Genomic DNA, 25,338 nt, shown 5'->3' on the forward strand with positions numbered 1-25,338 from the left:
CAAAGAAGTGTCACTTTTGAAACTCGACAAACAGGCAAAAAAACTATAAAATATGGAGGAGCCGTATATTTTCATACATAGTCTTTTTATTCCTTAATATATCGGAAGGGAGATTTTATAAATGGGAACAGCAATCATATTTGGCTTAGTTGCCATTCTTGGCATTTTCGCTTTAATCGGCGCATTAAAAAACAGAAACGTATTGGGATTGATTTTTTCATTCGGTACTGTGGCAGTGTTTGGCTTCTTCTCAGTCATGACTTTCATCAAATCAGGTTTTCCGGAATAACTTGCCCAAAAAAGCAGAGACCATGCGGTTTCTGCTTTTTTCTATCTATATATAACAAAGCTCCCATCCGGGAGCTTTTCCTTAATCCATATTGTCGCTTCTGTAATCGGATGACTCATAAAATCTCAGCAAATCGCCGTATATGATTTTATCCGAATATCCGAGCTCCAATCTTGCCTTTTCTTTATACTGTTCACAGAAAGTGGCTTCTGTTGGCTCTTCTGTCTCTTTTGAATAGCACGTATTATCGGCGTATACATAATCTTTTGTAACAAAACGTCCATCACGGAAAACTGCAAAATCCCGGTGATCATCAGAGAACAGGTCTTCACCGAATTGGATGGATTTTTTCGTATCCATTCCAAGCAAGTGTAATATCGTCGGCTTAAGGTCAATTTGGCCGCCTACCTTTGATATCACTTTCCCTTTCCCCTGATCGGTCACGCCCGGAATATGGATGATCAACGGCACCTGCTGGAGCTGGGCACTGACGAAAGGAGTCACCTCTTTGCCCAAATACTGCGCCATCGCTTCATTATGATTTTCCGAGATTCCGTAATGATCGCCATACATGACGATAATGGAATTGTCGTACAATCCTTCGTCTTTCAGCTTTTGGATGAACTGTTTGACCGCTTCATCCATATATCTGACAGTCTGGAAGTATCGATTCAGGGTGCCGCTTTTTGAGTCATATTCATCAATGAACTTGTCTTCATCATCCAATCTGAATGGATGATGATTTGTCAATGTGATCATTTTCGTGTAAAAAGGTTCCGGCATTTCTTTCATCAGGTCCACTGACTGTTCAAAGAATGGTATATCTTTCATTCCCCATCCAACCGAAATGTCAGGGGTGATATTGTAGTCCGACGCGGAATAAAAATGATCGTATCCGATGGCTTTGTACATGATATCCCGGTTCCAGAAACTTTTATTATTGGCATGCATGGCAGACGTAAAGTACCCTCTATCTCCCAAGTTCTTTGCGAGGGAATCCATCTCGTTTCCCGAGTGTGTAAAGAAAACTGCCCCGCGGCTTAGCGGATATAAGGAGTTTTCAATCAGAAACTCCGAATCCGAGGTTTTTCCTTGCCCGGTCTGATGATAGAATTGATCGAAGTAATAACTGTCGTTGATAAAATCATTCAAAAACGGAGTTATTTCCTCACCGTACACGTCGTTATTAATGACAAAATTTTGCAGCGACTCAAGCGTGACAACGATTAAGTTCCTGTCTTCCGCAATCCCGAACATATCTTTATCAGGCTTTACATAGTTGGCCCTTACATAGTTATCAATGTCGACCAGTTCACTGCCGTCAGCCATTGCCCGCTGTGCGGACGATTTAGACTGGAGAAAAATATCATATAAATGATAATTATATGTGCCGAGGTTTTTCACAAGCATTTCCCTGTCAAATGTCCTTGTCAGAAGCTGGGGACGTTCCGTTTCTGCCAGTCCGATATTCAGAAAAAGCAAAGCTGCTGCAACAAGGAAATACGCACGGCGTTTCACTTTCTTTACAGGTACAAATTCCTTGTATTTCCGTTTATATTTGATAAACAAAAACAATAGGATGATATCTATGAAATAAACGATATCGTACCAATGTATTTCCGTTAATGCACTGTCTCCGAGGTCGGCAAAGTTGCTTGTCTGGAATAGTACCGGCAATGTAATAAAGTCGGTAAAGAAACGGTAAAACACCACATTTGCATAAAGGATGAACCCCATTATGAAGCTCGTGATGATCACATAGCGATTTCTATTTTTCTCCGAATTAAAGAAGAGCGCGATCCCGAACGCGAACAGCAAAAAGCTCAAAGGATTAATGAACAGAATGAGTTCCTGCATGACATTTTCGATTTTAATGTTGAAGCTTGTTTTATAAACGACGTATGTCTTGATCCAAAGCATGACAGCCGCTAAAACCGGTAGAGAAATTTTTTCAATCTTGAATCTCTTCAATGCCCTACCTCCCGCTTGCTATATGGTGCTTAATTTACCAATTTATTGAAATACCATGATAGCGCTAAGAAATATCATAATATGTTTCTTGTAAAAAATCAACTTGCTGCCGTTCGGACAGAGCATCCATACATAGAGTCAGCGTATGCACTATACCCTTACTTTAGACGTAATAAACCTCAAAAAAGCTTCGTTCATTTTTCCGATTGAGGTGACATTTTAGTAAAAAGTTGCCCATTCATTCTTCCGGTCTTCTGTGTATTTGGTTCTTTTCCTTTCTAAGCAGCAGAACGGACTGTTGGAAGTCTTCCTGCGAAATCAAGTGTTCAGCGAATAATTCCCTGATTTCCGCTTCCATCATCTCCAGATCAGCCAGCCTGTCCCCGATATAAACATAAGTGCCGAACTTTTTTAACAATTGCTGTACATCGTAGACCGAGTCCATTTCATCACCTTTATACAATTATTCTATCTTCTTTAAAAAATCCCGGTATTTTTCCTGATCTGATATTTTTTCTGCCTTTGAAGCATGCTCTTTTGCTTTTTTCGTATCCCCTTGTTCAAAATAAATCAATGCCAAATTGAAATGCGCTTCATGAAAGCCGGGCTCCAATTCAACCGCTTTTTCCAAATGCTTTCTGGCATCGTCATATTTTTGAAGTTGGATTTCGGCATAGGCCAGTTGAAAATAACTGACGGCATCCCCTTTGCCTTCGGATATAAACTTTGAAAGTGTATCATACGCCGCTTCATACTCACCGCTTTCAATTTGATCCTGGGCCCTGGCATTTACAGCATCAGGACGGTCATTGTGATAACCCAAATGTAACATGAAATAAACTGCAGCCGCAGCAGCAAGCAGGAAGATGGATTGCAGGCCCCATTTTCTTTTCCCGGGGAAATGGACAATGCCGGTAGCAAGAAAGCCCCCGATCAGCCCGCCGATGTGGCCGGCATTGTCAATGCCGGGAACGGTGAAGCCGAAGATCAGGTTGATGATAATCACAACGATGACATTCATGCCGATTGTCCTGAAGAAAAGCTTTGTATTGATCACACCCATATATAGGAGAGCTCCAAAACAACCGAAAATGGCCCCGCTTGCCCCGGCGGACAGGTTACTCGTGAATACGAAGCTCGCAACCGAACCTGCAAAACCGGAGAATAAGTATATCCATAAAAAGCGGAAGCGCCCAAAAATCCTTTCAACGGCTGTTCCCAAATAATACAATGCCAGTGTATTCATCAGCAGGTGCAATAATCCGATATGTAAAAAGATCGGTGTAAAAAATCTCCACCACTCACCCGCCAATATGAGCGGATTAAATTTCGCACCATATTGAATAAGGGTTTCTACATTTGTGCTGCCTCCATTGATTTCCACAATAAGAAACATCAAAACTTGCACTGCTATGAACAAATAGGTGAAAAAAGGTTTCCCATGCTCAAAAAGCTCCCTTTCCTCCCGTTCCCGGTTTTTAGCTTTTTGAATGGCCGATTGCCTTAATTCATCTGTAAGAGATAGATCATAAAATTCACTTGCCTGGATTTGAAAAGGACTGTCAAAGGTTTCGTTGATTTGGACAAGCGATTCATCCAATGTCTCTTCTGCCATCAACAAAGTCCGGATATGTGTTTTGCCGTTTTCGACGTCATGGGGTTGCTGAATGACAAATTCATAATCGTCAACCGGTGCATGCCCTGACACATAAATATTCAGTACATTGAAATCCCTTTTCATCAGTTGTTTCCGGATCCCTTCCGCCTTCAGGCCCGTTTGAATTATATCCCGTTTCAACCAGTTGGCCCAGTCAGTGTCCTCCGCCAAAATCCTGACAACATCGACTTTTTTATGGCGGACGGTCTCCAGCCAGATTTCATTTTCCTCTCTATCAATGTGAACAAGCCTGTAATCGAGATCTATTATAAAATAATTGACCAGCTTCCAGAATAAATACCGCTCACGTTCCGTCAAAATTTTTCCCCTTCCCTGCTTTTCTCGCACATATCGCTATATTGCTGTGATTCTACTATAGCGAAACGCAAAAGGAAATGTAAAGGAATCAGTAGAAGGTAAAGAAAAAAGACCTCACCTGAGGTCTTTTCAGCTCCTGAACGCCCTGCTGATCAGGCGGAAGCGCACACCCGGGATACCCATGGCAGCCCTGACGCTCATCCTCCTGATCGTATCGTTACCAAGAATCATGTTTAAAAGTTTATACCTCCACTTGTAAAGCATGGTCATCGCAGCAAGCGGCAGTATAACGGTTGAGATGAATTTTTTCATTTCGCAACTCCTCCTTCCCTTATTGTTCGAAAGTGAGGAGGCTTTATGCATTCCGCTTAGTTACTTTTGCAGTCAATCAGGCCTTTTTCAGTGACGATTTTATCTACTGGAATGTCGTGTTCTTCAACTGGGATATTTCCGTTCAATTGTCTGCAAAAAGCAAGTGAAACAGTCCTCCCCCGGAAGCCTTCCAGGAAACGGTCGTAATATCCGCCGCCAAAGCCGATGCGATAGCCGTTCCTGCTGTAAACAAGTCCTGGTACGACCAATAAGTCAATCTCACTTTTTGGAACTTCTTCCGTCTGGGACTCAATTGGCTCAAACAAGCCGAAAAACGAATTTTCCAATTGTGTAAATGCGGATATTTTCCGGAAGGACATTCCTTTCGTAGCCGGTATGCACTTTGGGACTACAATCCTTTTCCCCTGTTCCCAGCCTTTGCGGATCAGCTGCCACGTATCAACTTCCGGAAAACGCGAAACTGTTAAACCGATCGTCCGGCTGTTTTTCCACACATCTGTTTCGATAAATGAAGTACCTATCATAAAAGAGAACTGTTCATATGTCATCCGGTCCATTGCCTGCAGCTGGCTGCTCATATTCTTCCTGAACGATTGTTTATCCACTTCATTGCACCTCGGAAATTTTTATATAAAAAAGCCAGTTCCACCGTTTGTTCAGTGTCCTGGCTCTTTTTGTCATTATTTTGTTTCACGATGCAGTGTAACCCTTTTTTCTCTTGGGCAGTATTTTTTAAGCTCAAGGCGGTCAGCATTATTACGTTTGTTTTTTGTTGAAATATAATTGCGATCATTGCACTCAGTGCAAGCCAATGTAATATTTACACGCATGTCTATCCCTCCAAACTTCATGGCATTCTCACTATTCTTAGGACTTTTATATAATATCATTATTTTAAATGAAATGCCAGTCTGTATTTGCCAAAAATGTATTGGCAAACTTGAAATTTGTAACAGTAAATACACGAAAACGAATCCCCGGGCATGGCTGAAATATCCCCTTTGTGTTATAAAGGAAATGTAAACTTTTTCCGAGGTGAACTATGAATATAGCCATTATCATTTTATTATCATCATCTTTGCTGCTTTTCATCATTTCCTTTTTTCAGAAAGATAAGACAAGCGAGCTGGAGGCGGAGCTTGAAGAATTATCCATGACCCTTTTACAGGACTCCCATAATCTGAAAAAAAGGGTCGGGCTGCTTGAGGAGGAGCTGCTTCTCGAAAAGCATATCGTCCACCCATCACATAACCAATTGGAAAAGGACAGCCCGGTTGTCCACGAAGTCTTAAAAAACCAGGTGCTGGCATTGCATCAGCAGGGGATTGATTTGCAGCGGATCTCCAAGCAGTCTTCCCTTCCCCCGGAAACTGTCCGAAAAATCATCGATTCCAGCAGGTCTGCCTCCGGGAGGACGATATGATGGACAGGCGTGTTACAAGACAGGTGGCTTCCGTATTGCTTGTGATTGCAGTTATTCTTTTCGGAATCAAAAGCCTTGACCCGAAGAGTGAAGCGGCAGCTCCTCCTAAGGAAGGCTATGTCGAGGTAAAACAGGAAGATTACAGTCGCCTTGAGCAGGATGCCAAGGAATGGAAACAAAAATATGAAGACCTGAAAAAGGAAAAAGCGGCAAAGCCGGACAATTCTGTTGTAAAAGTCATGCATTTAAATATTAACGATGGCATGACTTCAAAAGAAGTGGGCAGGCAGATGGAAAAGGCCGAAATCATTGAAGATGCGAATGAATTCAATGATTATCTGGCCAAAAAGAAATGGCAGCAATCCATTCAAATCGGCGATTATGAGCTTACAAGCGAAATGGGGCTGCAGGAAATTGCCGAAACAATCACAGGAAATCTTCCTGAGAAAGAGTAAAGCAGGCTCCAAAGAGCCTGCTTTATCTTTATTCTTCTGCATCTTCATTTGTTTCTTCTGAAGCTGCGCCATCTTTTTTATTTTTTAAGTCAAAATAGGCTTTTAACACCCGTTTTCCGATATCAGTATTGATATTGTTCGGAGAACCGCCTTTTACGTAAGCAGAAGGTACAACGATGGACATTGCCACCTCGGGGTTTTCATATGGAGCAAAAGCTATAAGTGAAAGGTTCCAGACGCCGGTTCCTCTGTCCACGGTTTCTGCCGTTCCCGTTTTTCCGGCCGGGCGATACGGTTCGCTTGCAAAGGCCCGTCCTGTCCCGTTCGCTTCATGGAAAACACCCCAGAACGCACCCTGCACTCTTTGAATCCAGGAATCCTGTGCGTTAATCCGATTCAATACTTTCGGCTGCACTTCCTGGGCGAGCGGTCCCAACTCTTCTTTTCCGTCCGAAGGTTCCCTGATTTCCTTCACGATATGCGGCTGCATCCGATACCCGCCGTTGGCGATAGTCGATACATATTGGGCCAGTTGAAGCGGTGTATAGGAATCATACTGGCCGATGGCAAAGTCGAGGACGTTACCTCCATGGGCCTCTTCGACAGAACCCCGAAAGCCAATCTGTTCTCCAGGCAGATCTAATCCGGTACGGATTCCAAGGCCAAACTGGCTGAAATGTTCCCGCATTTCCCGAAATGCTTTTTCTTTATCGATGATCAGTGATTGCCCTCTTCTGTACTGGCCGTCACCAATGGCAATAGCCGTCTTATACATATACACGTTTGAAGAACGGACTAAAGCAGTATGATCATTGAGATAAATATATCCACCTCGATTAAAATGGGAACTTTTAGGTTTTGACCCTTTAATGATAATGGGTTCATCCAATATAGTTTTTCCAGGGGTGTTTACTCCAGTCATATACCCTGTGAGAACTGTTGCCCCCTTGACTGACGATCCCACTACGTATGACGTGGTAAAGTTCCCAGAAGCGAAATCGCTGAACTTGTACCTTCCCTCTTCTTCATCATAAGCATATTGCTTTCCGGACATCGCGAGTATTTCGCCCGTATACGGGTCCATCAATGTGACAAAGGCCCGGTCAAGGAGGCCCGTCCCTCCCCGCATTTTCGTTTTGCGCAGTTCTTCCTCAATAATTTTGTCTACTTCGCGCTGAAGCTCCATATCAACAGTCAAAACGAGATCTTTCCCGCGCTGCCCTTCATGGAGGACTTTTGATTCAATGACAGAGCCCGAACGGGTAATGTTTTTGACTTTTTCTTTTTGGCCGCGAAGTACATCCTCATATTGAAGTTCGATATAACTTTTTCCTACCCTGTCATTCCTGCTGTAGCCCCGTGACATGTAATAATCCATTTTTTCACTCGGCAGGCCGTTGCTTACATTGCCTAAGATCGATCTCAATGTATCGTCATAGGTATATTTCCGTTCCCAGTCAGTCGTTGTGTCAACACCCGGAAGTTCTGCAAGCCTTTCACTTACCTGGGCGTATTCCTCTGTTGAAACATCTTCATTTTTAACAATTTGCTGGGTAAGGGCATATCCACCTGTAAACTCTCGATATATTGCCAGTACTTCAAGGTCTTCTTTTGTGAGGCTGGCAATTTCTTCTTTTGTCACCCGATCCCGTTGAAGCTTATATAATTCATCATTTTTATCTTTGTATTTCTCAAGTTCAGCCTTGCTGACCTTTTTGGCAGCTTCGTCCGGGTGGGTCATAAGCCAGTAGTCGATCTTGTCCCTTTCCGTGATTTTGTCTGTATCTTTATGAATCAGCTTGGCCAATTCCTTGGCTGTTTTCAGTGTTTCCTTTTGGTCAAATTGATTCGGAACGGTATATGTTATTGCCTTTTTCGGCTCGTTATCCACTACAAGCCTGTGTTTCCGGTCATAAATTTTACCCCTTGGCACTGATTTGTTGACGGTAATGTCCTCCGTCCTCTCAACTTCCCGTTTCGCATCTTCACCGTATACAATCTGAATTACTCCGAGACGGAGAATCAACAGCGAAAATAACAAAAAGACAATAAAAAACAGCATGTTCATTCTGAAGGGAACATGGTTTTTCTTCTTCTTTTCCTTATTGTTATTCAATTTCTCCAGCCCTTTCTCCCTTATCCGTATCTTATATTGTAAAAGAAAAAACTTTTATTTTCTACAATGTTTGGAAAAAAGATGGTGTATTTTATGGAGAAAGGGTGACTTTCACTTTTTGAAGCAGCAAAGCCGCCAATCCGTGTCCGGTACCAATGATCAGCAATAGTATGGGAATGCTTTTTTGTTCATCGAAAAACAGGATGGCCGCAATGAAAGACAATATTGAAACGACCCGGCCCGAATTTAAGAATAATTCTTTCACTACGATATACTCAATCCTCATTTCAGCCGCTTTCCAGCTTTTACCAATGACATCATACGTCATGGAAAAGTATGGAACGAGCATAATCGGATAAGCGATCGCTATGGCACCCGCATAGATAAGCAAACGCGGATAGGTCATTTCAAAAACGATCAGGAAAAGAGACAAATACAGAAGGAGCCCCCCCAAAAGCATGGCTTTTTTTCTTCTGTCATTTTTTATCAAACGTCCAGCAAGCCAATAGGCGATAAACGAAATCCCTGAGTTGATCAAACCAAACGTACCCAGCGCAAGCTCACTTCCTGTGGAAATAAAAACAAATACAGATATGATGAAAATGAACGTCCCATCCCTGAATCCCTGTAAAAAATGTGCATTCGTAATATATTTCCAGTTTTGATTGTTTTTCCTTTCTTTTACAACTCTTCCGAAACAGTAAACCCCGTTTGCCGGTCTTCTTTTAATGAAGAAACTGATGATGACCGCCATGGCAAACAATATCAGGGAGATGGCGAAGATGATGGTGTAGCCAATGTTGGAGGCGAACCTGGTAATCAGGAAGCCGGCTGAAATGGGGCCGATCACCCCTCCGGCTGATGTGAGCGTTCCAAGAAAGCCATTGAAAAAATCACGCGTTTCCGGTTCTGTAATTTCGAATGTGAGCACATTGAATGCAAGCCAATAAAAACCATAGCCTATTCCGAGCAGACTCCCCAAAATAATTAAATGCGCCTGCGCTTTTTCTCCCAAAAATAATACAACCAAAAAAAAGAGCGCCAAAAATGCAACGCCGATCCGCAGCACAATCACTCTGTCAATTTTTTTCGCCCATCTGCCTGCCAATATGAATGTTAATGGCTGAAAAAAAACAATCGCTAAGTTGTAAAGGGCCAAATCCATAAATTTCCCCGACTGTTTCCATAAATAAATATTTACAAACGTGTTGGACAAGGCAATGCTCAGCGAATAAAGACCGCCAATAAGGAGGAGCAGTGCCAGGTCCTTTTCCACTTCCACTTTTCCCAATAATTTTTTTACCATGACAGAACTCCTTTACACAAACTATTTTTTGTGAAAGGAAATGTTTTATACTAGGAAAAGCGGAATCGCCTGTTCATCGACGTACAGACTGGAGTACCTTTGACGAGATAAAGGATAAGGAAGTGCGGAGAGTGCCTGCTTATCGGCGACAAGCATAAGACGAGCGCTGTAGAAGGCGTAGTTTGCCTTCAGCAGCGATTGGCTTATGACCTCGAGCCGATGGCACTCGCAGCCGGACAACACGCGTAACGAAGTGAAGCGATGTTGACTTATCGTAGGAAAGCGGCTGATTTCTCTCGCATCATGTGAGTCTTCCTTGAATATACATCTTGCAGCTTTGCGACAAGGTAACATAACATCCCGAATAGGCTTTGCCTTGGAGCACATTTAGGTCCGAAGTCTGCTAGTCGATAGGCGATGGAGCTAGACAATAGGAAAAGCGGAAGGCGCCTGCTTATCGGCGACAAGCACAAGCCAATCGCTGAAGAAGGCGTAGTTTGCCTTCAGCAGCGATTGGCTTGTGGCCTCGAGCCGATGGCGCCTGGAGCTGGACAATAGGAAAAGCGAAAGGCTCGCAGCTTTAGGCGACAAGCACAAGAAAATCGCTAGAGAAGGCTCGCTCCCCGAATTTTGTTGAATAAAAAAACGAATCACCCGCATATGCAGGCGATTCGTTTTCATCATCGCACCAATTATTTAGCTTCGTTATAAAGCTTTTGCACTTCGTTCCAGTTGACTACATTCCAGAATGCTTTCATGTAATCAGGACGGCGGTTTTGATATTTAAGATAGTAAGCATGCTCCCAAACATCAAGGCCCAAAATAGGCTTTTTGCCTTCCATGATCGGGCTGTCCTGGTTAGGTGTGCTTGTGATTTCCAATTCGCCGTTATTGACGATCAGCCAAGCCCATCCAGAACCGAAACGGCCTGCACCTGCTGCTTCAAATTCTTCTTTGAATTTTTCGAAGCTGCCGAATTTGCTTTCAATGGCATCTTTCAAGTCTCCGCTTGGCTCCCCTCCGCCTTGCGGGGAAAGCAGTTTCCAGAATAAAGAGTGGTTCGCGTGGCCGCCTCCATTGTTGCGTACCGCTGTTCTGATTGACTCTGGAACAGAATCAAGGTCAGCAATCAATTCTTCAACAGGCTTATTGGCCAATTCGCTGCCTTCTACAGCTTTATTCAGGTTTGTAACGTATGTGTTGTGGTGCTTTGTGTGGTGAATATTCATCGTTTCCTTATCGATGTGTGGCTCCAACGCATCGTAAGCGTATGGTAACTGTGGTAATTCGTATGCCATGATTAAATCTCCTCCTATGTAATTTTTTTGAATCATTGAACGATTCAATCGTATTCCACCATTAGATTATCAAATATTGATATCGCATTCAAATTTTATGCTTGCCTATTTTAACACCAGGAAAAGGAAATATCCAACCATAAAAAGCTGAATGACCGCTTTCGTTATGACACTTCCGATGAACCCAAGTACAGACCCTACGCCAATGTTGACTGCGGGCCGGAATTTCGTGCGGTTAACCAATATTTCCCCTGCCACTGCCCCGATGAATGGGCCAATCAAAATGCCGGCAACCGGAATAACAAACGGTCCCAAGAGAAGGCCGATAGTACTTCCCCATACCCCTGCCTTTGAACCGCCAAACTTTTTTACTCCGAGGAGATTTGCCAGATAATCCGCAATGAAAATCAGGGCTACAAGCAAAATTTGAACAGTCCAGAAAAGAAAGTTTAGCGGCGAGAAAGAATAAAAGACCCCGTACAAAAGAAATGCGCCCAATAACAGGAGAACGCTGGGAATAACCGGGTAGACAAGTCCAACAAAAGCCAAAACGATCGCGATAGAAATAATCGACCAATAAAGTATATCCATATATCCGTATCCCCTTTTTTCGTGTACATAATGTTTTATACGCTAAGAAGGTGTTATATAAACCTATTTTCGACTTTTTTGTCAAACTTTCCTCAAAAGCTTGAATCCATTCAATGGAAGAACGAAAATAAATAGTATACGCAATGAAGGACGTGAAAGTTTTGAGAAAAGTTTCACTCATGTCTATTTTTTTCAAAAGCTTGTATTCACCAAAAGAAATTGCTAAATACAGGTTTTTGACAATCGGCAAGTCAATCCAGCATGTATTTATTCTAGCACTCTTCTTATCTCTGGGCGGTTTCTACAATATGATCTTCCGACAGGATTTAATGAGTGACTATGGAGAAACTGTTTCAGATGCCGGATCAAAAGGCCTGGTGACCATCGTTATTATCATTACCACATATATTTTCAATGCCGGCCTTCTTTTTTTGGCCATCACCATTTTGGCCGGTATTGGCGAGCCGATTGCAAAGCGGCTGGGAAGAAAGCTTCCCTATAGGCAGAGCTGGAGACTGACAGCATGCAGCGCCACGCTTCCGATAGTCATCTTTAGCTTGCTTCATCTCTTTAATTTTGAGGAGACTTATTTCTTCCTGTTGGCTCTGGTAATTGTTGCTGGAATTATATTGGCCGCCATTCAAGCTATTCCAAAGCCCAAAAAAAGAACCGACCAATGAATAAAGCCCGTCTCGGTCTCATATATATGGGACATCTTAATAAAGAGGCGGGATCTATTTTGAAAAAAGTCGCAGCAATTATTACAGTCGCCGTTTTTATGTACAGCATTTATTACGATTTAAAAATTGGGACATTGCCAATTGACCAAGCTGCCACTGCAGCATCTGAAATGAACAGTTCCACCGGACCGGAACAGATCAATACAATGCCCTACAAAGAAAAAAAGGCGGAGTCCGGCGATACAATCATTTCGATAGCGGAATCAATTCATGATGGCCCCCTTCCTGTCCCGATCGATCAGCTGATTAAAGACTTTAAGGAATTGAATAATGGCGTGAAGCCTGATGAAATACAAACCAATAAGAAATATAAATTTCCTGTCTATAGCCGGCAGGATGGCTAAAATACAGCCAATCTATTGTCAATACTAAGCAAAGATTGATACAATAAACAGGGTGAGATACCTGTATTGATTTAAAAATAGAGGCAGGTGCCTCTATATTTTATAAAGGAGAGAATGACCTTTGGGTACAATCATACATCGTTCCAAAACACGCCCCGTAAAAGTGGGAAACTTGACGATTGGCGGCAGCAATGAAGTCATCATCCAAAGCATGACAACATCAAAAACACATGATGTGGACGCGACAGTAAAAGAAATTGCGCGCCTTGAAGAAGCAGGATGCCAAATCGTACGGGTGGCCTGCCCTGACGAAAGAGCGGCAAATGCTATTTCTGAAATCAAGAAAAGAATCAATATTCCATTGGTTGTCGATATTCATTTCGATTACCGCCTTGCATTAAAAGCGATCGAAGGCGGTGCTGATAAAATCCGGATCAATCCTGGCAACATCGGAAAAAGGGAAAAAGTTGAAGCTGTTGTAAAAGCGGCAAAAGAAAAAGGGATACCAATCCGGATTGGCGTCAATGCCGGAAGCTTGGAAAGGCATATTTTAAATAAATACGGCTACCCTACAGCCGACGGCATGGTGGAAAGTGCACTGCATCATATTAAAATTCTTGAAGACCTCGATTTTCACGATATCATCGTTTCGTTAAAGGCTTCCGATGTGAACTTGGCTATCGAAGCATATGAAAAAGCAGCCATGGCTTTCGACTATCCGCTCCATCTGGGAATTACGGAAAGCGGAACATTATTTGCAGGAACAGTAAAAAGCGCTGCCGGCCTTGGTGCCATTCTAAGCAGAGGCATTGGCAATACGATGAGAATCTCATTAAGTGCCGACCCTGTTGAAGAAGTCAAAGTGGCAAGGGAACTGCTGAAGGATTTCGGCCTCATTTCCAATGCTGCAACACTCGTCTCCTGCCCGACATGCGGACGGATTGAAATTGACTTGATCAGCATCGCGAACGAAGTGGAAGAATATATCCAAAAAATCAAAGCGCCGCTGAAAATATCAGTCCTTGGCTGTGCCGTTAACGGACCCGGGGAAGCGCGCGAAGCCGATATCGGAATTGCGGGAGCACGCGGTGAAGGGCTCCTCTTCAAAAAAGGGAAAACTGTCCGCAAAGTTCCTGAAGAAACAATGGTTGAAGAACTCAAAAAAGAAATCGATATAATGGCTGAAGAATACTTTAAAAAGCAAGAGGAAGAAAGAAAAGAAGCCGAGAAGCAAAAAGTTTAAAAGAAAAGCGCAAGCGCCTGTTAATCGACGTACAGACTGGAGCGCTTCTGACGAGATAAAGGAAACACGGCGACGAAGGAGCCGATGTTGACTTATCGTAGGAAGAAGCGTGAAGTATGCTAGTCGATAGGCGCTGGAGCTGGACAATGCACAATATGTAAGTAAGTTATTCACAACCCAAGCGATTTACAATTCCTTAAACGAAAGAAAAGCGCGGTCAAAAAGACCGTGCTTTTTGCATGCTCTTATAGAATGAGGAATGTATGTTACAATATATTGTAACAGTTTTTTTTACAAAACAGTAAAGGAGTCATTTTGTATGCATAGAAGGTTCGGCATTGATATTGACGGGACAGTAACATGCCCTACGTCGCTAGTACCATTCATAAATGAATCATTTAACCTGAACATTACATTGGATGACCTGACAGAATACGAACTCAATAAATGCCTGGATATTCCTGAAGAGGCATTATATCAATGGTTTATGAGTACTGAACCTAAAATATATGCGGAATCTCCGATTGCAGCCGGTGCAAGGCGGGTTCTTCAAAAATGGAGTAACGAGCACGAGCTGTATTTTATCAGCGCAAGAGGAAATGCACTGTATGATGTTACTGAATCCTGGTTCCGGCAGCATGAACTAAAATTCGACCATATAGAATTGATTGGAACACATGATAAGGTCTCCACTGCAAAGAAGCATGGCGTTGAACTATTTTTTGAGGATAAGCATGATAATGCCGTCGCTATTTCAGAAGAGCTCAGTATTCCCGTCATTTTATTCGATACCCCATATAACCGGAAACCCGCCCCTAAAGATGTCATCAGGGTCCACAATTGGCACGAAGCTGAGAAATGGGTTGAGAATGTGTTTGGAAACAAAATCAGAAAAGAAGCCTAACTTGCGGCTTCTTTTTTGCATTTTGGACATTTGCCGTATATTTCAAATTTATGATCCGCTATATCATACCCCTGTAGATCTTCTGTTACATAGGACATCGGGCACGCATCAATCGTTTTGGAGCGCCCGCATTTCAAACAAATGAAATGATGGTGATGCCCCTCGCCTTTCCCGCACGTATAGCGGAAGTGCTTCTCTCCTGCAAGCTCTGTTGCTTCAAGGATGCCGAGTTCCAAAAACAGGGACAAATTACGGTAAATGGTATCAAAACTTACCCTCGGATAAATCCCCTGCATCAATTCCAAAATTTCTTTTGCAGTCAAATATTTATTATTGCCGGCAAATATGCCAAGCATCTGCTCCCGTTTATCCGTCAATTTATACCCGCTGTCTTTTACCATTTGGATGGCTTCAGCAATATGCATGATATCACCTCAATGAAATTTCAGCTGTACTTTATGATAGATGCGCTTATAAAGAATAGCTGCAAGCAATATGGCGATAGAAATGACAACAATCGTTCCTCCGGGCGCAAGGTCAAGGTAATAGGCGCTGACCAGTCCCCCGATTACGGCCGTTTCACCAAACAGGATCGAAATAAAGATGGTCTTTTTAAAACCTCCTGCGACCCTCATACCGGCAGCAACCGGCAAAGTCATCAATGCCGAAACAAGCAATACCCCGACAATGCGCATGGAAGCGGCAATGACAAGTGCAATCATGATAATAAAAATAAAATGGATCACTTTGGATGGAATGCCGGAAGCCTTGGCATGTTCTTCATCGAAAGACAGCAAAAATAATTCCTTGTAAAGAAAAATCACAATGCCAATTACAAAAATGCTTATAGCGGCAATGACCCATAAATCCGTCCTGGACACCGCGCTGACGCTCCCGAATAAATAGTTCAGCAATTCCGTGTTAAATCCATCAGCAAGGGAAATAAAAATGACTCCGACCCCAATACCGCCCGACAGGATGATCGGAATGGCCAGCTCCTGGTAATGCGAATAGACAGTCCGGAGACGTTCAATCAATATCGAGCCGATTACGGAAAATCCCATGCCGAAAAAAAGCGGATTGAATCCTGCGAACAAAGCAGTCGTTTTACTGAGATAAAGGCTTGCTGCAATTCCGGACAGCGTGACATGGCTCAAGGCATCGGCGATAAGGGAAAGCCTTCGCACGACCAAAAATGTCCCGAGCAATGGTGCAATCAATCCGATCAAAAGCCCGGTAATAAAAGTATTTTGCAAAAATTCATATTCATATATCGCTGCAATCAAAATCAACATCCACCTTTATTAATCTAAGAACCGTGCTGGTCAACCAAGGGAAACCTTTCGCCTCTTATACTTTTATATTCGTCTGTATCTCCGTAAAACTGTACCCGCTTGTTTAAGTAGACGACATGGTCGGCCTCGCTTAACAATGCATCGATATCATGGGAAACCATCAGTAGGGTGATTCCACGTTGTTCCTTCAAAGATTTAAGGATTTTGTAAAAAGATTGGACATTCTTTGCATCCACGCCTACAGTCGGTTCATCAAGAATAAGAATTTCAGGGCGGGAAACGATTGCCCTGGCGATAAAAACACGCTGCTGCTGCCCCCCGGAAAGTTCGCCAATTTTCCTATACATAAATTCTTTCATTCCGACCTGTTCGATTGCCTGAATAATTTCCCTTTTGTGTTTGGGACGAAGGAAACGGAACAAGCCGATTTTGCCTGTCAATCCGCTGGCTACAACTTCAAACACAGTTGCCGGAAAGCCGGTATTGAAGGAATTCGCTTTTTGGGAAACAAAGCCTATGCGTTCCCATTGCCTGAATTTCGATTGCTTTTCACCGAATAATAAAATCTCTCCCTCGTCAGGGCGCAATAAGCCGAGTATGAGCTTCAGAAGTGTTGATTTTCCGGAGCCATTCGGGCCAACTATGCCCAAAAAGGACCCTTTTGGGACAGTTAAATGTATTTGATTCAGCACAATTTCCCGATCGTACTGAAAACTGATGTTTTTTATTTCTATGACTTTTTCACTAATCATTGATTATCCATTCCTTTTCCAATAGGAATCATTCCTATTTACAAATAAAAAGTATACAGGAACTTTTCATTTTTGTAAATGGCTGAAACCTTTTTTCAAGGCACAGCAGACAGACATCCCACATAAGTATTGGTAAAGGAGGTTTTTAAAGTGAAAATGATCAAAAATATGGTGAATTATAAGATGAATATGATTACAGGGAAGGATTTGCTGAAATATGCCGGTGAATTTAACATTCAACTGACAGCGCGCCAGGCTGAAAAAATTGCAGCTTATTTGCGTGGAAAAAATTTCGATTTGTTTGATGATAATGTGCGGTCAAAGATTATCCGGGAAATCGCAAAAATTACAGGACCGAAAACAGCCAAGGAAATCAATCATTTATTTATCCAATTCACCAAATAGTCTCCAGGAAAGGGAAAAAAGCCCGCTTTTGCAGGCTTGTCCATTACTTTACAGTCAATTCTCCGGTAATTTTATCCAGTAGATCTCCATCAAATTTCCGGCCTTTGATCATGTCGATTTCATGTTTATAAGGTGCCTTTTTATTTTTCTTATCTGCTCCTACATAAGGAGTTTCCAATATTTTTGGTACTTCCAAAAGCTGCGGGTGATGGATAATATAGTCCAGGGCATCAAAACCGATATGCCCAAATCCGATATTTTCGTGACGGTCTTTCCGGGCACCGCGCTCATTCTTGCTGTCATTTACGTGAACGACCTTGATTCTGTCAATGCCTATCAAGCGGTCAAACTCTTCCAAAACACCATCAAAGTCATTCACAATATCATAGCCTGCATCATGGGTGTGACATGTATCAAAGCATACTGACAGCTTTTCGTTATGTGTCACACCGCCAATAATCTGTGCCAGCTCTTCAAACGAACGGCCGCACTCCGAGCCTTTGCCGGCCATTGTTTCAAGGGCTATTTGCACATCCTGGTCTGTTGTCAATACTTCATTAAGCCCTTCAATGATTTTGTTAATTCCTTTGTCGGCTCCTTCACCTACGTGGGCACCGGGGTGAAGGACAATTTGTTTGGCACCTAACGCGGCCGTCCTTTCGATTTCCGACCGAAGGAAATTGACCCCAAGTTCGAAAGTAGCGGGATTGACCGTATTGCCAATATTTATGATATAGGGAGCATGCACAATCAGATCATCGATGCCGTTTTCCTTCATATGCAGTGTACCGGCATCGATGTTCAGCTCCTCAATCTTCTTCCTTCTCGTATTTTGAGGTGCCCCTGTATAAATCATCATGGCATTGGCACCATATGAGACTGCCTCCTCACTTGATCCAAGAAGCATTTTCTTTCCGTTCATCGATACATGAGATCCTATTTTTAACAACCTTCCTCATCCTCTCCATTGATCGGCCATTATTTCTTTTTATTTCTTTGAAGACGGCGTTCTCTTCTTTTTAATTTTTCAATTTCGGCGGCCATTTTCTTTTTGTATCCCGGTTTCACCTTTTTCGGCTTCCGTACATGAATTTTGGAAGTGCCGCTTTCTTTTTCTTTCAGCTGCATCCTGTTTTTTCGCCGGTTTCGGTCAGAAAGATCAACCCACTCTTCATCACGCACATCCTGATGGCCAAATTGAATTCCCATTTTCTCAAGCCGAACAATCGCATCTTCATCAGACGGCTCATATATTGTATATGAAACACCTTGATTGCCAGCTCTCGCAGTCCGGCCGGCACGGTGAATATAAAAATCCAAATCTTTCGGAAGCTCATAGTTGATAATGTGGCTTACCCCCGGGATGTCAATACCTCTTGCAGCCAGATCAGTCGCAATGATGTATTGATATTCCAGGTCACGGATTTGTTTCATCATTCGCTTCCGTTCACGCGGAGTCAAACCTCCATGGATTCTTCCGATTTTCAACCCTTGCCCGGCTAATTGATCGGCTGCCTGGTCAGCCATCTGCTTCGTATTTACAAAAACGATGGCCAGGTAGGGATTGATGGATCGAAGCATTTGACCTAGAAGGCCGATTTTATTCCTGCTCCCCAAAGGAACGAGTACGTGTTCAATCTGCTCGGCTGCCAGCCGGTTTGGTGTTGCATGCTCAAATATTGGATTCTCCATATATTTTTTCAAAAAAGGTTTCAGCTTCTCCGGTATTGTAGCAGAGAAGACATACATTTCAAGGTCTTCCGGCATTCTGCCTGCAATTTGGTCCACGTCATGAATAAAGCCCATATCAAACAATAGATCAGCTTCATCAATAACGAGAACAGAAGCATTATGGACAAATAAAGCCTGCTCCCTTACAAGGTCGTGGATCCGGCCGGGGGTGCCGATCACGATATGCGGCTGCTGTTTCAACTTTTCGATCGTACGCTGTTTGTCCGTTCCGCCTGTAAATTTTCGCACGGAAATCTCTTCGCCTTCATTGGCTTCAGTGATTTTTAAAGCCTCCTGATAAATCTGGCTTGCCAACTCCCTTGTAGGAGCAAAAATCACTGCTTGAACTTGGCGTCGTGCGGGATCAATCCTTTGAATAATGGGCAGCAGATACGCATGTGTTTTCCCTGATCCGGTCTGTGATTGTCCGATGGCGCTCTGCCCTTTTAAAATAAGCGGGATCATTTTTCTTTGAATCATTGTAGGTTCCCGGAAACCCAGCTGGCCTAATGCCTTATGAATATATGGCTTGAATCGGTATTCTTCAAAACTGTAAACAGCCATTGGCTCACTCCTTTTTTAGAAAAGCGCAAGCGCCTTGCAGGCTTGTGCCATCGATTGGCGCAAGGCTCATAAGGGCTATCCCCTGCTAAGCTTTTATTATAATTGATTCATACACCAACTACAACAATGGCGACGGTTTCGGATATTTTGCCTAACAGGACATAATTTGGTCTTGTGCATACCCTGTCAGAATAGATGAAAAAGAAAGGAGGTATTATCGTGCAGCCAAGTAATTTCGGCAGACCGCCCATGGGATTGTTCGGGCCACGCGGCCCGCAGGGGGGCGCGGGGTTGTTCAGGCCTCCCGGCCCTCAAGGAGGTGGGGGGTTATTCGGTCCGCCAGGAATGCCGCCTGCTCAAGGCATGGACCGGGGCGGCTTGTTATCCCGTTTGTTTCAACGCCAAGTTCCTGCACAGGCGGGAAGATCTGCAGCAGGAATGTTTGCAAGGGCTCCCCAAGCAGGCGGAGGTTCTTTTTTACAGGGACTGACCAACCCCGGAGGCATCCAATCATTCTTAAACAACACTCAGCAAGTGTTAAGGACTGCCCAGCAAATCGGGCCGATGGTTCAGCAATATGGCCCTCTAATCCGTAACCTTCCCGCGATGTGGAAACTGTATAAAGGCTTTAAAGACAGTCCCGATGATAATGAAAAAGAGGAGAAAGAATTAGAAAGCTCAAGCAGGCCCTTGATCGAATCGGGGGAACACGAACAGGAATCTTCGAATGAAATGAGCACAGCCCAAAAAGGAGAATCAGTGCCAAAGCTGTATATATAGTGTTGATCAGCCGTTCAAGCTTGGAACGGCTGTTGGCTTTTTCGCCAGTAGTTCTATATAATAGTGTTAGAGGCATAATGTTTCAGGCTTTTGCCTGGCAATAGTCAGGAGGATATACATGCAAATTATTAAAATCTCACCCCGTGGATATTGCTACGGCGTAGTTGATGCAATGGTCATAGCACGTAATGCCGCTTTGGACAAGACTCTGCCGCGTCCAATCTATATTTTGGGCATGATTGTTCACAACAAACATGTGACGGACGCATTTGCCGAGGACGGAATCATTACACTTGACGGCCCGGACAGAAAGTCGATACTGGAGAAAGTGGATAAAGGAACTGTCATTTTCACTGCTCACGGCGTTTCCCCGGAAGTACGGGAACTGGCAAAGAAAAAAGGATTGACCACTATAGATGCAACCTGTCCGGATGTCACCAAAACTCACGACTTGATCAGGGAAAAAGAGCGTGAGGGATATGACATCATTTACATCGGGAAAAAAGGGCACCCTGAGCCGGAAGGAGCTGTGGGGGTCGCTCCTCATATCGTGCATCTTGTGGAATCATTGGAGGATGTCGAAAAACTCGATATCAACAATGATAAAATTATTGTGACGAACCAGACAACCATGAGCCAGTGGGATGTGGCACAACTTATGGAAAAGGTCCGGGAAAAATACCCGCATGCCGAAAAACATAAAGAAATCTGTCTCGCTACGCAGGTCCGCCAGGAAGCTGTGGCAGAACAGGCAGGTGAAGCAGATGTATTGATAGTTGTTGGAGACCCGATGAGCAACAATTCCAACCGGCTTGCCCAGGTCTCAGAGGAGATTGCGGGCACAAAGGCATATAGAGTGGGAGACGTTTCAGAAATAGATATTGAATGGCTGAAAGGTGCAGAAACAGTGGCAGTAACAGCCGGAGCATCCACACCAACGCCGATTGTCAAGGAAGTCACCGCCTTCCTCGAGCAGTTCAACCCGCTTGATCCTGAGACTTGGACCCGTGAAAATAAAGTACCGTTAACGAAGATCTTGCCGAAGGTAAGAAAACCGAAACTGAATATAAACTAAAATCAAAAAGCCAGGAAACACCGGATAGGTGTCCTGGCTTTTTTAAATAAACTTGAACGGATCAGTATCCGGTTCGGAAGGAATGAAAGTGACATCATACCCCAGTTCCTTTGCCCGTTGTCCAAGCAAATTGGCAAGCCCTTTTTTCATCACCTTTTCCACATGATGTCCCGGGTCCACGATATTTAAACCGATATTCATCGCATCATGCCCGGTATGATAATAAAAGTCACCCGTCACATAAACATCTGCGCCTTTCCTCTTGGCATGCTGATAATACTTGTTGCCGTCCCCTCCGAGCACAGCGACTTTTTTCACCTTGGCCTTAAAGTCGCCTATCACCCGGACGCCGTGAACATCAAGCGCTTCCTTCACATGGACGGCAAACTCCCGGAGCGTCATTTCTTCGGCAAGCTCGCCGATTCGTCCAAGTCCAAGCTCTTCTCCCTTGAGGCTAAGCGGGTAAAGATCATATGCCGGCTCCTCGTAAGGATGGGCCTTTATCATTGCCGAGACAACTTTTCTCTCTATGGACTCCGGATAAATCGTTTCGATCTTAATCTCCGAAACTTCCTCCATTTTGCCTTTTTCACCGATAAAAGGGTTCGCTTCGCTTCCCGGTAAAAATCTGCCCGTACCCATTGTTGAAAAGGAACAGTGGCTGTATTCCCCGATGAATCCAGCTCCGGCTTCTCCAAGCGCCTCCAAAACTTGATCTGCCTGCTCTACCGGGACAAAGACGGCAAGCTTTTTCATTTTTTCTTCATATGTAGGCACGAGCACAGAGGTGTCTTTCAATTGCAGGGCCTCTGCAAGCATATCATTTACCCCGCCTTTGGCAACGTCCAGGTTAGTGTGTGCTGCATAGACGGCAATATCATGCTTGATCAGCTTTTCAATCAATTTCCCCCCCGGTTCGTCTAGTCCGATTCTTTTTAATGGGCGGAAAATGACAGGGTGATGGGCAATGATCAGCTCCGCATTCTTTTCAATCGCTTCGTCCACAACATTTTCCAATACGTCAAGGGCCGTCATCACCGTGGAAACTTTTTTGTTTAATGTGCCGACCAACAAACCGATCGGATCCCCTTCCATTGCAAACTTTTTGGGGGCTAACTGTTCCAACATTTCAATGACTTGAAAGCCGTTCACTTTTTTCATTTCAACTCAATGCCTCCTCAACAATTGCAATTTTTTTCAACAACTCACGCTTCTTCTCCTCCGTCTCCGGCCGATCCTTTGCTTTATCCATGCTGTTTAATATGTTCTGCCACCCCTTAAGCTCGGACGACCATTTTTTGACGAAGACCGCATTCTTCTTTTTAAGCAAAAAAGGCCCCAGAAGCAATTCACTCTCATTATACGGTTTGTATGGAGTTCCCCGCTCGGCAGCAAGCACTTCATAAATTTTTCCGTCTTCCTCCAAAATTTGTTCGTCTATCAGTTCCCATTCATTTTGCAATAACCAGCGCCTGATATGTTCGGCTCCAATGTTTGGCTGCAGAATAAGCCTTGAAACGCCAGCCAGCTTTTCTTTGCCTTTATCCAAGATCTGGGTTATCAACGGACCTCCCATGCCTGCTATGACGATGCAGTCCACTTCTCCCGGCTGCACCACTTCCAAACCGTCGCCTTTCCTTACATCAATCAGATGGCCCAGGCGGACTTTTTCAACCTGCTCTTTGGCCGATTGAAATGGGCCTTCCGCAATTTCCCCCGCCACCGCGAAAGAAGCTGCGCCTTGTTTAACGGAGTAGCATGGTAAATAGGCATGGTCTGAGCCGATATCCGCTATTTTCATCCCTTTTTTTATATAGGAGGCAACACAATGAAGCCGTTTTGACAATTGGTTCTCGTTCATCTGATACTGCACCCTCTTTATAAAAAAAGTTCTTTGCCTTTTAGCAAAGAACTTTATAATAAGTTATTTCAGGTTTGCTATCCATTCCGCCATCTGATCTATATTGTCAGCAGGCACCAGGCCGGCAGGCATGTTGCCTTTACCGTTGGCAAGAATGTCAGCTATTTCATCCTTGGATAGTCCTGTACCATGAAGGCTTGGAATGGAACCTGATCCCTCCAAATTTTCCCCGTGACATGAAATACATGTTCCTTGGGCGTATTGCTCCGGATCGAATTCTTCGGCTTGCTCTTGGCCGCCGCCTTCTTTTTCTTTTGCGATTTCTTTAGCATCTCCAATTCCTTTAATTCCAAGGAAAAAAACGAGTACAAGGCCTATAACCATAATTAAATAATACGGAACAAGCGGATTGCGTTTCATGACTTACCCTCCTTATGTAATAAACAGTTGATAAATATAAATTATGCAAACATCTACATTCTACTCGAAAATGAGCGGAAGGGAAAGTCTTTCAGCCGAGTTTTTACTTTTTTCGATATTTGGACATATAAATGGCGCTTTTCATTAATAACACCCTACTTCCCTGGCAATAACCATGCGCTGCACTTCAGACGTGCCTTCTCCGATTTCCAATAATTTTGCATCCCTCATCATCCGCTCCACTTCGTATTCGCGCATATAGCCATACCCGCCGTGAAGCTGGACTGCTTCATCTGTGATCTCCATGCATACTTCCGAAGCAAATAACTTGCACATGGATGCTTCTTTGGCAAACGGCCTGCCTTGATCCTTCAGCCACGCTGCTTTGTATACCATATTCCGTGCCGCTTCAATTTTCATTGCCATATCGGCTATTTTGAATTGTGTGGCCTGAAACTGGGACAGGGTCCTTCCAAACTGCTTGCGTTCTTTTACATACTGCAAGGCCTTATCGTAGGCCCCCTGGGCTATTCCGACAGCCATGGCCCCAATTCCGATTCTTCCGCCGTCAAGCGTTTTAAGAAACTGTTTAAAGCCTTCCCCTTCTTTTCCCAGCAAATGGTCTTTGCCGACTTTCACATTTTCCAGAACAAGCTCAGTCGTGTCCGATGCATGCAATCCCATCTTCTCATATTGATTGATAATAGTGAACCCTTCCGCACCGGTGGGAACAATTATTGCACTTATTTGCTTTTCTCCATTCCTTCTTCCTGTAATGGCCGTCAGCGCCACGTGCCTGGCGTACGAAGCATTCGTAATGAAGCATTTGTTCCCGTTAATAATATAGTGATCACCTTCCAGGACCGCTGTTGTCTGAGTCCCTCCCGCATCGGAGCCGGCATTCGGTTCTGTCAATCCGAATGCCCCCAAAGAATCACCCCTGCAAATGGGGACTAAATATTTTTTCTTCTGCTCCTCTGTCCCAAACATATAAAGAGGAGCACCTCCAAGCGATATATGGGCAGAATAGGTGATGCCGGTCGAAGCGCACACCCGGCTTAATTCCTCTGTTACAATCGCAAAACTTACGGTATCCGCTCCCGCACCCCCGTATTCCTCCGGAAACGGCAGCCCCATCATCCCCAAATCGGCAAGCTTTTTAAATACTTCCTTCGGAAATTCGCTGTTCCTGTCCCGTTCTACTGCTCCAGGGGCAACTTCTTCACGGGCAAATTCCCTGATTGTCCGTCTGATCATACTTTGTTCAGAAGTTAAGTCAAAATTCATTTTACCCACCTCCTGCCTTTTGTATCCGCTTTCATTATATCCTGTTTTTCTTTTCCTTCTCAAGCATATATTATTTAAAAATAAATTTTTCTATTTCAATATATCTTTTATGGCATACCATCAGTATATATAGAGAACTAAATATTATTTTTAAATAATAATATTTAGTTCTTTTAAATC

At 43.7% G+C, this 25,338-nt stretch carries 29 protein-coding genes; 10 read left to right on the forward strand and 19 right to left on the reverse strand.

The annotated features are described in order from the left end of the window. Nucleotides 1-121: 121 nt before the first annotated feature. The gene (locus tag FS666_RS00670) at nt 122-289 is read left to right on the forward strand and encodes a DUF2759 domain-containing protein (protein WP_120068479.1); all 168 of its coding nucleotides are present in this window, start codon (nt 122-124) and stop codon (nt 287-289) included. Nucleotides 290-370: 81 nt separating this feature from the next. Here the strand turns inward: FS666_RS00670 and FS666_RS00675 are convergent, their stop codons facing one another. From FS666_RS00675 to rpmG, 6 genes are all read right to left on the reverse strand, one after another. After that, on the reverse strand, nt 371-2,260 hold the full coding sequence (locus tag FS666_RS00675) for an LTA synthase family protein (RefSeq protein ID WP_144599864.1): 1,890 nt from the start codon (nt 2,258-2,260) through the stop codon (nt 371-373). Between the two features lie 238 nt (nt 2,261-2,498). Further along, on the reverse strand, nt 2,499-2,705 hold the full coding sequence (locus tag FS666_RS00680; protein ID WP_120068971.1) for a YqgQ family protein: 207 nt from the start codon (nt 2,703-2,705) through the stop codon (nt 2,499-2,501). An 18-nt stretch (nt 2,706-2,723) separates the two neighbouring features. Next, nucleotides 2,724-4,235 carry a rhomboid family protein gene (locus FS666_RS00685; protein ID WP_120068482.1) on the reverse strand — a complete coding sequence of 504 codons (1,512 nt, stop codon included), beginning with the start codon at nt 4,233-4,235 and terminating at the stop codon, nt 2,724-2,726. Between the two features lie 129 nt (nt 4,236-4,364). Continuing rightward, entirely contained in the window at nt 4,365-4,547 is a 183-nt protein-coding gene (locus FS666_RS00690) for a protein YqgO (RefSeq protein WP_120068484.1), read from the reverse strand. 56 nt (nt 4,548-4,603) lie between these two features. Continuing rightward, the gene (locus FS666_RS00695; protein ID WP_186306427.1) at nt 4,604-5,173 is read right to left on the reverse strand and encodes a 5-formyltetrahydrofolate cyclo-ligase; all 570 of its coding nucleotides are present in this window, start codon (nt 5,171-5,173) and stop codon (nt 4,604-4,606) included. Between the two features lie 75 nt (nt 5,174-5,248). Beyond that, a complete protein-coding gene (gene rpmG / locus FS666_RS00700) occupies nt 5,249-5,398 on the reverse strand; it encodes a 50S ribosomal protein L33 (protein ID WP_018705928.1) in 150 nt (49 codons plus the stop codon). Between the two features lie 212 nt (nt 5,399-5,610). On the opposite strand from rpmG, the gene FS666_RS00705 reads away from it, so the two are divergent. After that, nucleotides 5,611-5,991 carry a hypothetical protein gene (locus tag FS666_RS00705; protein ID WP_120068490.1) on the forward strand — a complete coding sequence of 127 codons (381 nt, stop codon included), beginning with the start codon at nt 5,611-5,613 and terminating at the stop codon, nt 5,989-5,991. After that, nucleotides 5,991-6,446, forward strand: coding sequence for an endolytic transglycosylase MltG (locus FS666_RS00710; RefSeq protein WP_186310919.1), 456 nt, complete (start codon nt 5,991-5,993; stop codon nt 6,444-6,446). Before FS666_RS00705 ends, FS666_RS00710 begins: the two co-directional genes overlap by 1 nt. 28 nt (nt 6,447-6,474) lie before the next feature. On the opposite strand, the gene FS666_RS00715 is transcribed toward FS666_RS00710, so the two are convergent. The 4 genes from FS666_RS00715 to FS666_RS00730 form a co-directional block, all read right to left on the reverse strand. Continuing rightward, nucleotides 6,475-8,514: a peptidoglycan D,D-transpeptidase FtsI family protein gene (locus tag FS666_RS00715; protein WP_235870253.1), complete on the reverse strand. Its 2,040-nt coding sequence runs from the start codon at nt 8,512-8,514 to the stop codon at nt 6,475-6,477. A gap of 139 nt (nt 8,515-8,653) precedes the next feature. After that, nucleotides 8,654-9,868: an MFS transporter gene (locus FS666_RS00720; RefSeq protein WP_144460212.1), complete on the reverse strand. Its 1,215-nt coding sequence runs from the start codon at nt 9,866-9,868 to the stop codon at nt 8,654-8,656. Nucleotides 9,869-10,560: 692 nt separating this feature from the next. Next, on the reverse strand, nt 10,561-11,166 hold the full coding sequence (gene sodA / locus FS666_RS00725) for a superoxide dismutase SodA (protein ID WP_144460211.1): 606 nt from the start codon (nt 11,164-11,166) through the stop codon (nt 10,561-10,563). 105 nt (nt 11,167-11,271) lie between these two features. Continuing rightward, nucleotides 11,272-11,757, reverse strand: coding sequence for a DUF456 domain-containing protein (locus FS666_RS00730; protein ID WP_120068503.1), 486 nt, complete (start codon nt 11,755-11,757; stop codon nt 11,272-11,274). Nucleotides 11,758-11,918: 161 nt separating this feature from the next. On the opposite strand from FS666_RS00730, the gene FS666_RS00735 reads away from it, so the two are divergent. From FS666_RS00735 to FS666_RS00750, 4 genes are all read left to right on the forward strand, one after another. Next, nucleotides 11,919-12,437, forward strand: a complete 519-nt coding sequence (locus FS666_RS00735) for a DUF1189 family protein (protein ID WP_186306426.1) — start codon at nt 11,919-11,921, stop codon at nt 12,435-12,437. Between the two features lie 59 nt (nt 12,438-12,496). After that, a complete protein-coding gene (locus tag FS666_RS00740) occupies nt 12,497-12,841 on the forward strand; it encodes a protein YqfZ (protein WP_144460208.1) in 345 nt (114 codons plus the stop codon). Nucleotides 12,842-12,971: 130 nt separating this feature from the next. Next, nucleotides 12,972-14,084 (forward strand): flavodoxin-dependent (E)-4-hydroxy-3-methylbut-2-enyl-diphosphate synthase, encoded by a 1,113-nt coding sequence (gene ispG, locus FS666_RS00745; RefSeq protein WP_186306430.1) that lies wholly within the window; start codon nt 12,972-12,974, stop codon nt 14,082-14,084. A gap of 319 nt (nt 14,085-14,403) precedes the next feature. After that, entirely contained in the window at nt 14,404-14,988 is a 585-nt protein-coding gene (locus FS666_RS00750; RefSeq protein WP_120068514.1) for a 5' nucleotidase, NT5C type, read from the forward strand. On the opposite strand, the gene FS666_RS00755 is transcribed toward FS666_RS00750, so the two are convergent. The 3 genes from FS666_RS00755 to FS666_RS00765 are packed head-to-tail and all read right to left on the reverse strand — an operon-like array spanning nt 14,985 to nt 17,035. Further along, nucleotides 14,985-15,413: a Fur family transcriptional regulator gene (locus FS666_RS00755; protein ID WP_144460204.1), complete on the reverse strand. Its 429-nt coding sequence runs from the start codon at nt 15,411-15,413 to the stop codon at nt 14,985-14,987. The two genes, FS666_RS00750 and FS666_RS00755, sit on opposite strands and share 4 nt — an antisense overlap. A 9-nt stretch (nt 15,414-15,422) precedes the next feature. Continuing rightward, nucleotides 15,423-16,274: a metal ABC transporter permease gene (locus FS666_RS00760; RefSeq protein ID WP_144460202.1), complete on the reverse strand. Its 852-nt coding sequence runs from the start codon at nt 16,272-16,274 to the stop codon at nt 15,423-15,425. Nucleotides 16,275-16,297: 23 nt separating this feature from the next. Beyond that, nucleotides 16,298-17,035, reverse strand: a complete 738-nt coding sequence (locus FS666_RS00765) for a metal ABC transporter ATP-binding protein (protein WP_144460200.1) — start codon at nt 17,033-17,035, stop codon at nt 16,298-16,300. Nucleotides 17,036-17,191: 156 nt separating this feature from the next. On the opposite strand from FS666_RS00765, the gene FS666_RS00770 reads away from it, so the two are divergent. Continuing rightward, complete coding sequence (locus tag FS666_RS00770; RefSeq protein WP_390614532.1) at nt 17,192-17,440, forward strand: DUF2624 domain-containing protein; 249 nt, start codon at nt 17,192-17,194, stop codon at nt 17,438-17,440. Nucleotides 17,441-17,483: 43 nt separating this feature from the next. On the opposite strand, the gene FS666_RS00775 is transcribed toward FS666_RS00770, so the two are convergent. Together FS666_RS00775 and FS666_RS00780 are read right to left on the reverse strand one after the other, a co-directional pair. After that, nucleotides 17,484-18,389 (reverse strand): deoxyribonuclease IV, encoded by a 906-nt coding sequence (locus tag FS666_RS00775; RefSeq protein ID WP_144460196.1) that lies wholly within the window; start codon nt 18,387-18,389, stop codon nt 17,484-17,486. Between the two features lie 29 nt (nt 18,390-18,418). Further along, nucleotides 18,419-19,735: a DEAD/DEAH box helicase gene (locus tag FS666_RS00780; RefSeq protein ID WP_144460194.1), complete on the reverse strand. Its 1,317-nt coding sequence runs from the start codon at nt 19,733-19,735 to the stop codon at nt 18,419-18,421. Between the two features lie 219 nt (nt 19,736-19,954). Here FS666_RS00780 and vrrA point away from each other — a divergent pair, with 219 nt between their 5' ends. Then, nucleotides 19,955-20,515: a VrrA/YqfQ family protein gene (gene vrrA, locus FS666_RS00785; protein ID WP_390614502.1), complete on the forward strand. Its 561-nt coding sequence runs from the start codon at nt 19,955-19,957 to the stop codon at nt 20,513-20,515. Between the two features lie 118 nt (nt 20,516-20,633). Beyond that, a complete protein-coding gene (locus FS666_RS00790) occupies nt 20,634-21,590 on the forward strand; it encodes a 4-hydroxy-3-methylbut-2-enyl diphosphate reductase (RefSeq protein WP_144460192.1) in 957 nt (318 codons plus the stop codon). A 42-nt stretch (nt 21,591-21,632) separates the two neighbouring features. Here the strand turns inward: FS666_RS00790 and FS666_RS00795 are convergent, their stop codons facing one another. The 4 genes from FS666_RS00795 to FS666_RS00810 form a co-directional block, all read right to left on the reverse strand. Beyond that, nucleotides 21,633-22,751, reverse strand: a complete 1,119-nt coding sequence (locus FS666_RS00795) for a Nif3-like dinuclear metal center hexameric protein (RefSeq protein ID WP_144460190.1) — start codon at nt 22,749-22,751, stop codon at nt 21,633-21,635. A 1-nt stretch (nt 22,752) separates the two neighbouring features. Next, entirely contained in the window at nt 22,753-23,451 is a 699-nt protein-coding gene (locus FS666_RS00800) for a tRNA (adenine(22)-N(1))-methyltransferase (protein WP_144460188.1), read from the reverse strand. Nucleotides 23,452-23,514: 63 nt separating this feature from the next. Next, nucleotides 23,515-23,871 (reverse strand): cytochrome c550, encoded by a 357-nt coding sequence (cccA, locus tag FS666_RS00805; protein WP_144460186.1) that lies wholly within the window; start codon nt 23,869-23,871, stop codon nt 23,515-23,517. A 144-nt stretch (nt 23,872-24,015) separates the two neighbouring features. Continuing rightward, on the reverse strand, nt 24,016-25,158 hold the full coding sequence (locus FS666_RS00810) for an acyl-CoA dehydrogenase (protein ID WP_144460184.1): 1,143 nt from the start codon (nt 25,156-25,158) through the stop codon (nt 24,016-24,018). Nucleotides 25,159-25,338 lie beyond the last annotated feature (180 nt).

Source organism: Siminovitchia fortis (assembly GCF_007681465.1).
GTDB lineage: Bacteria > Bacillota > Bacilli > Bacillales > Bacillaceae_C > Siminovitchia > Siminovitchia fortis.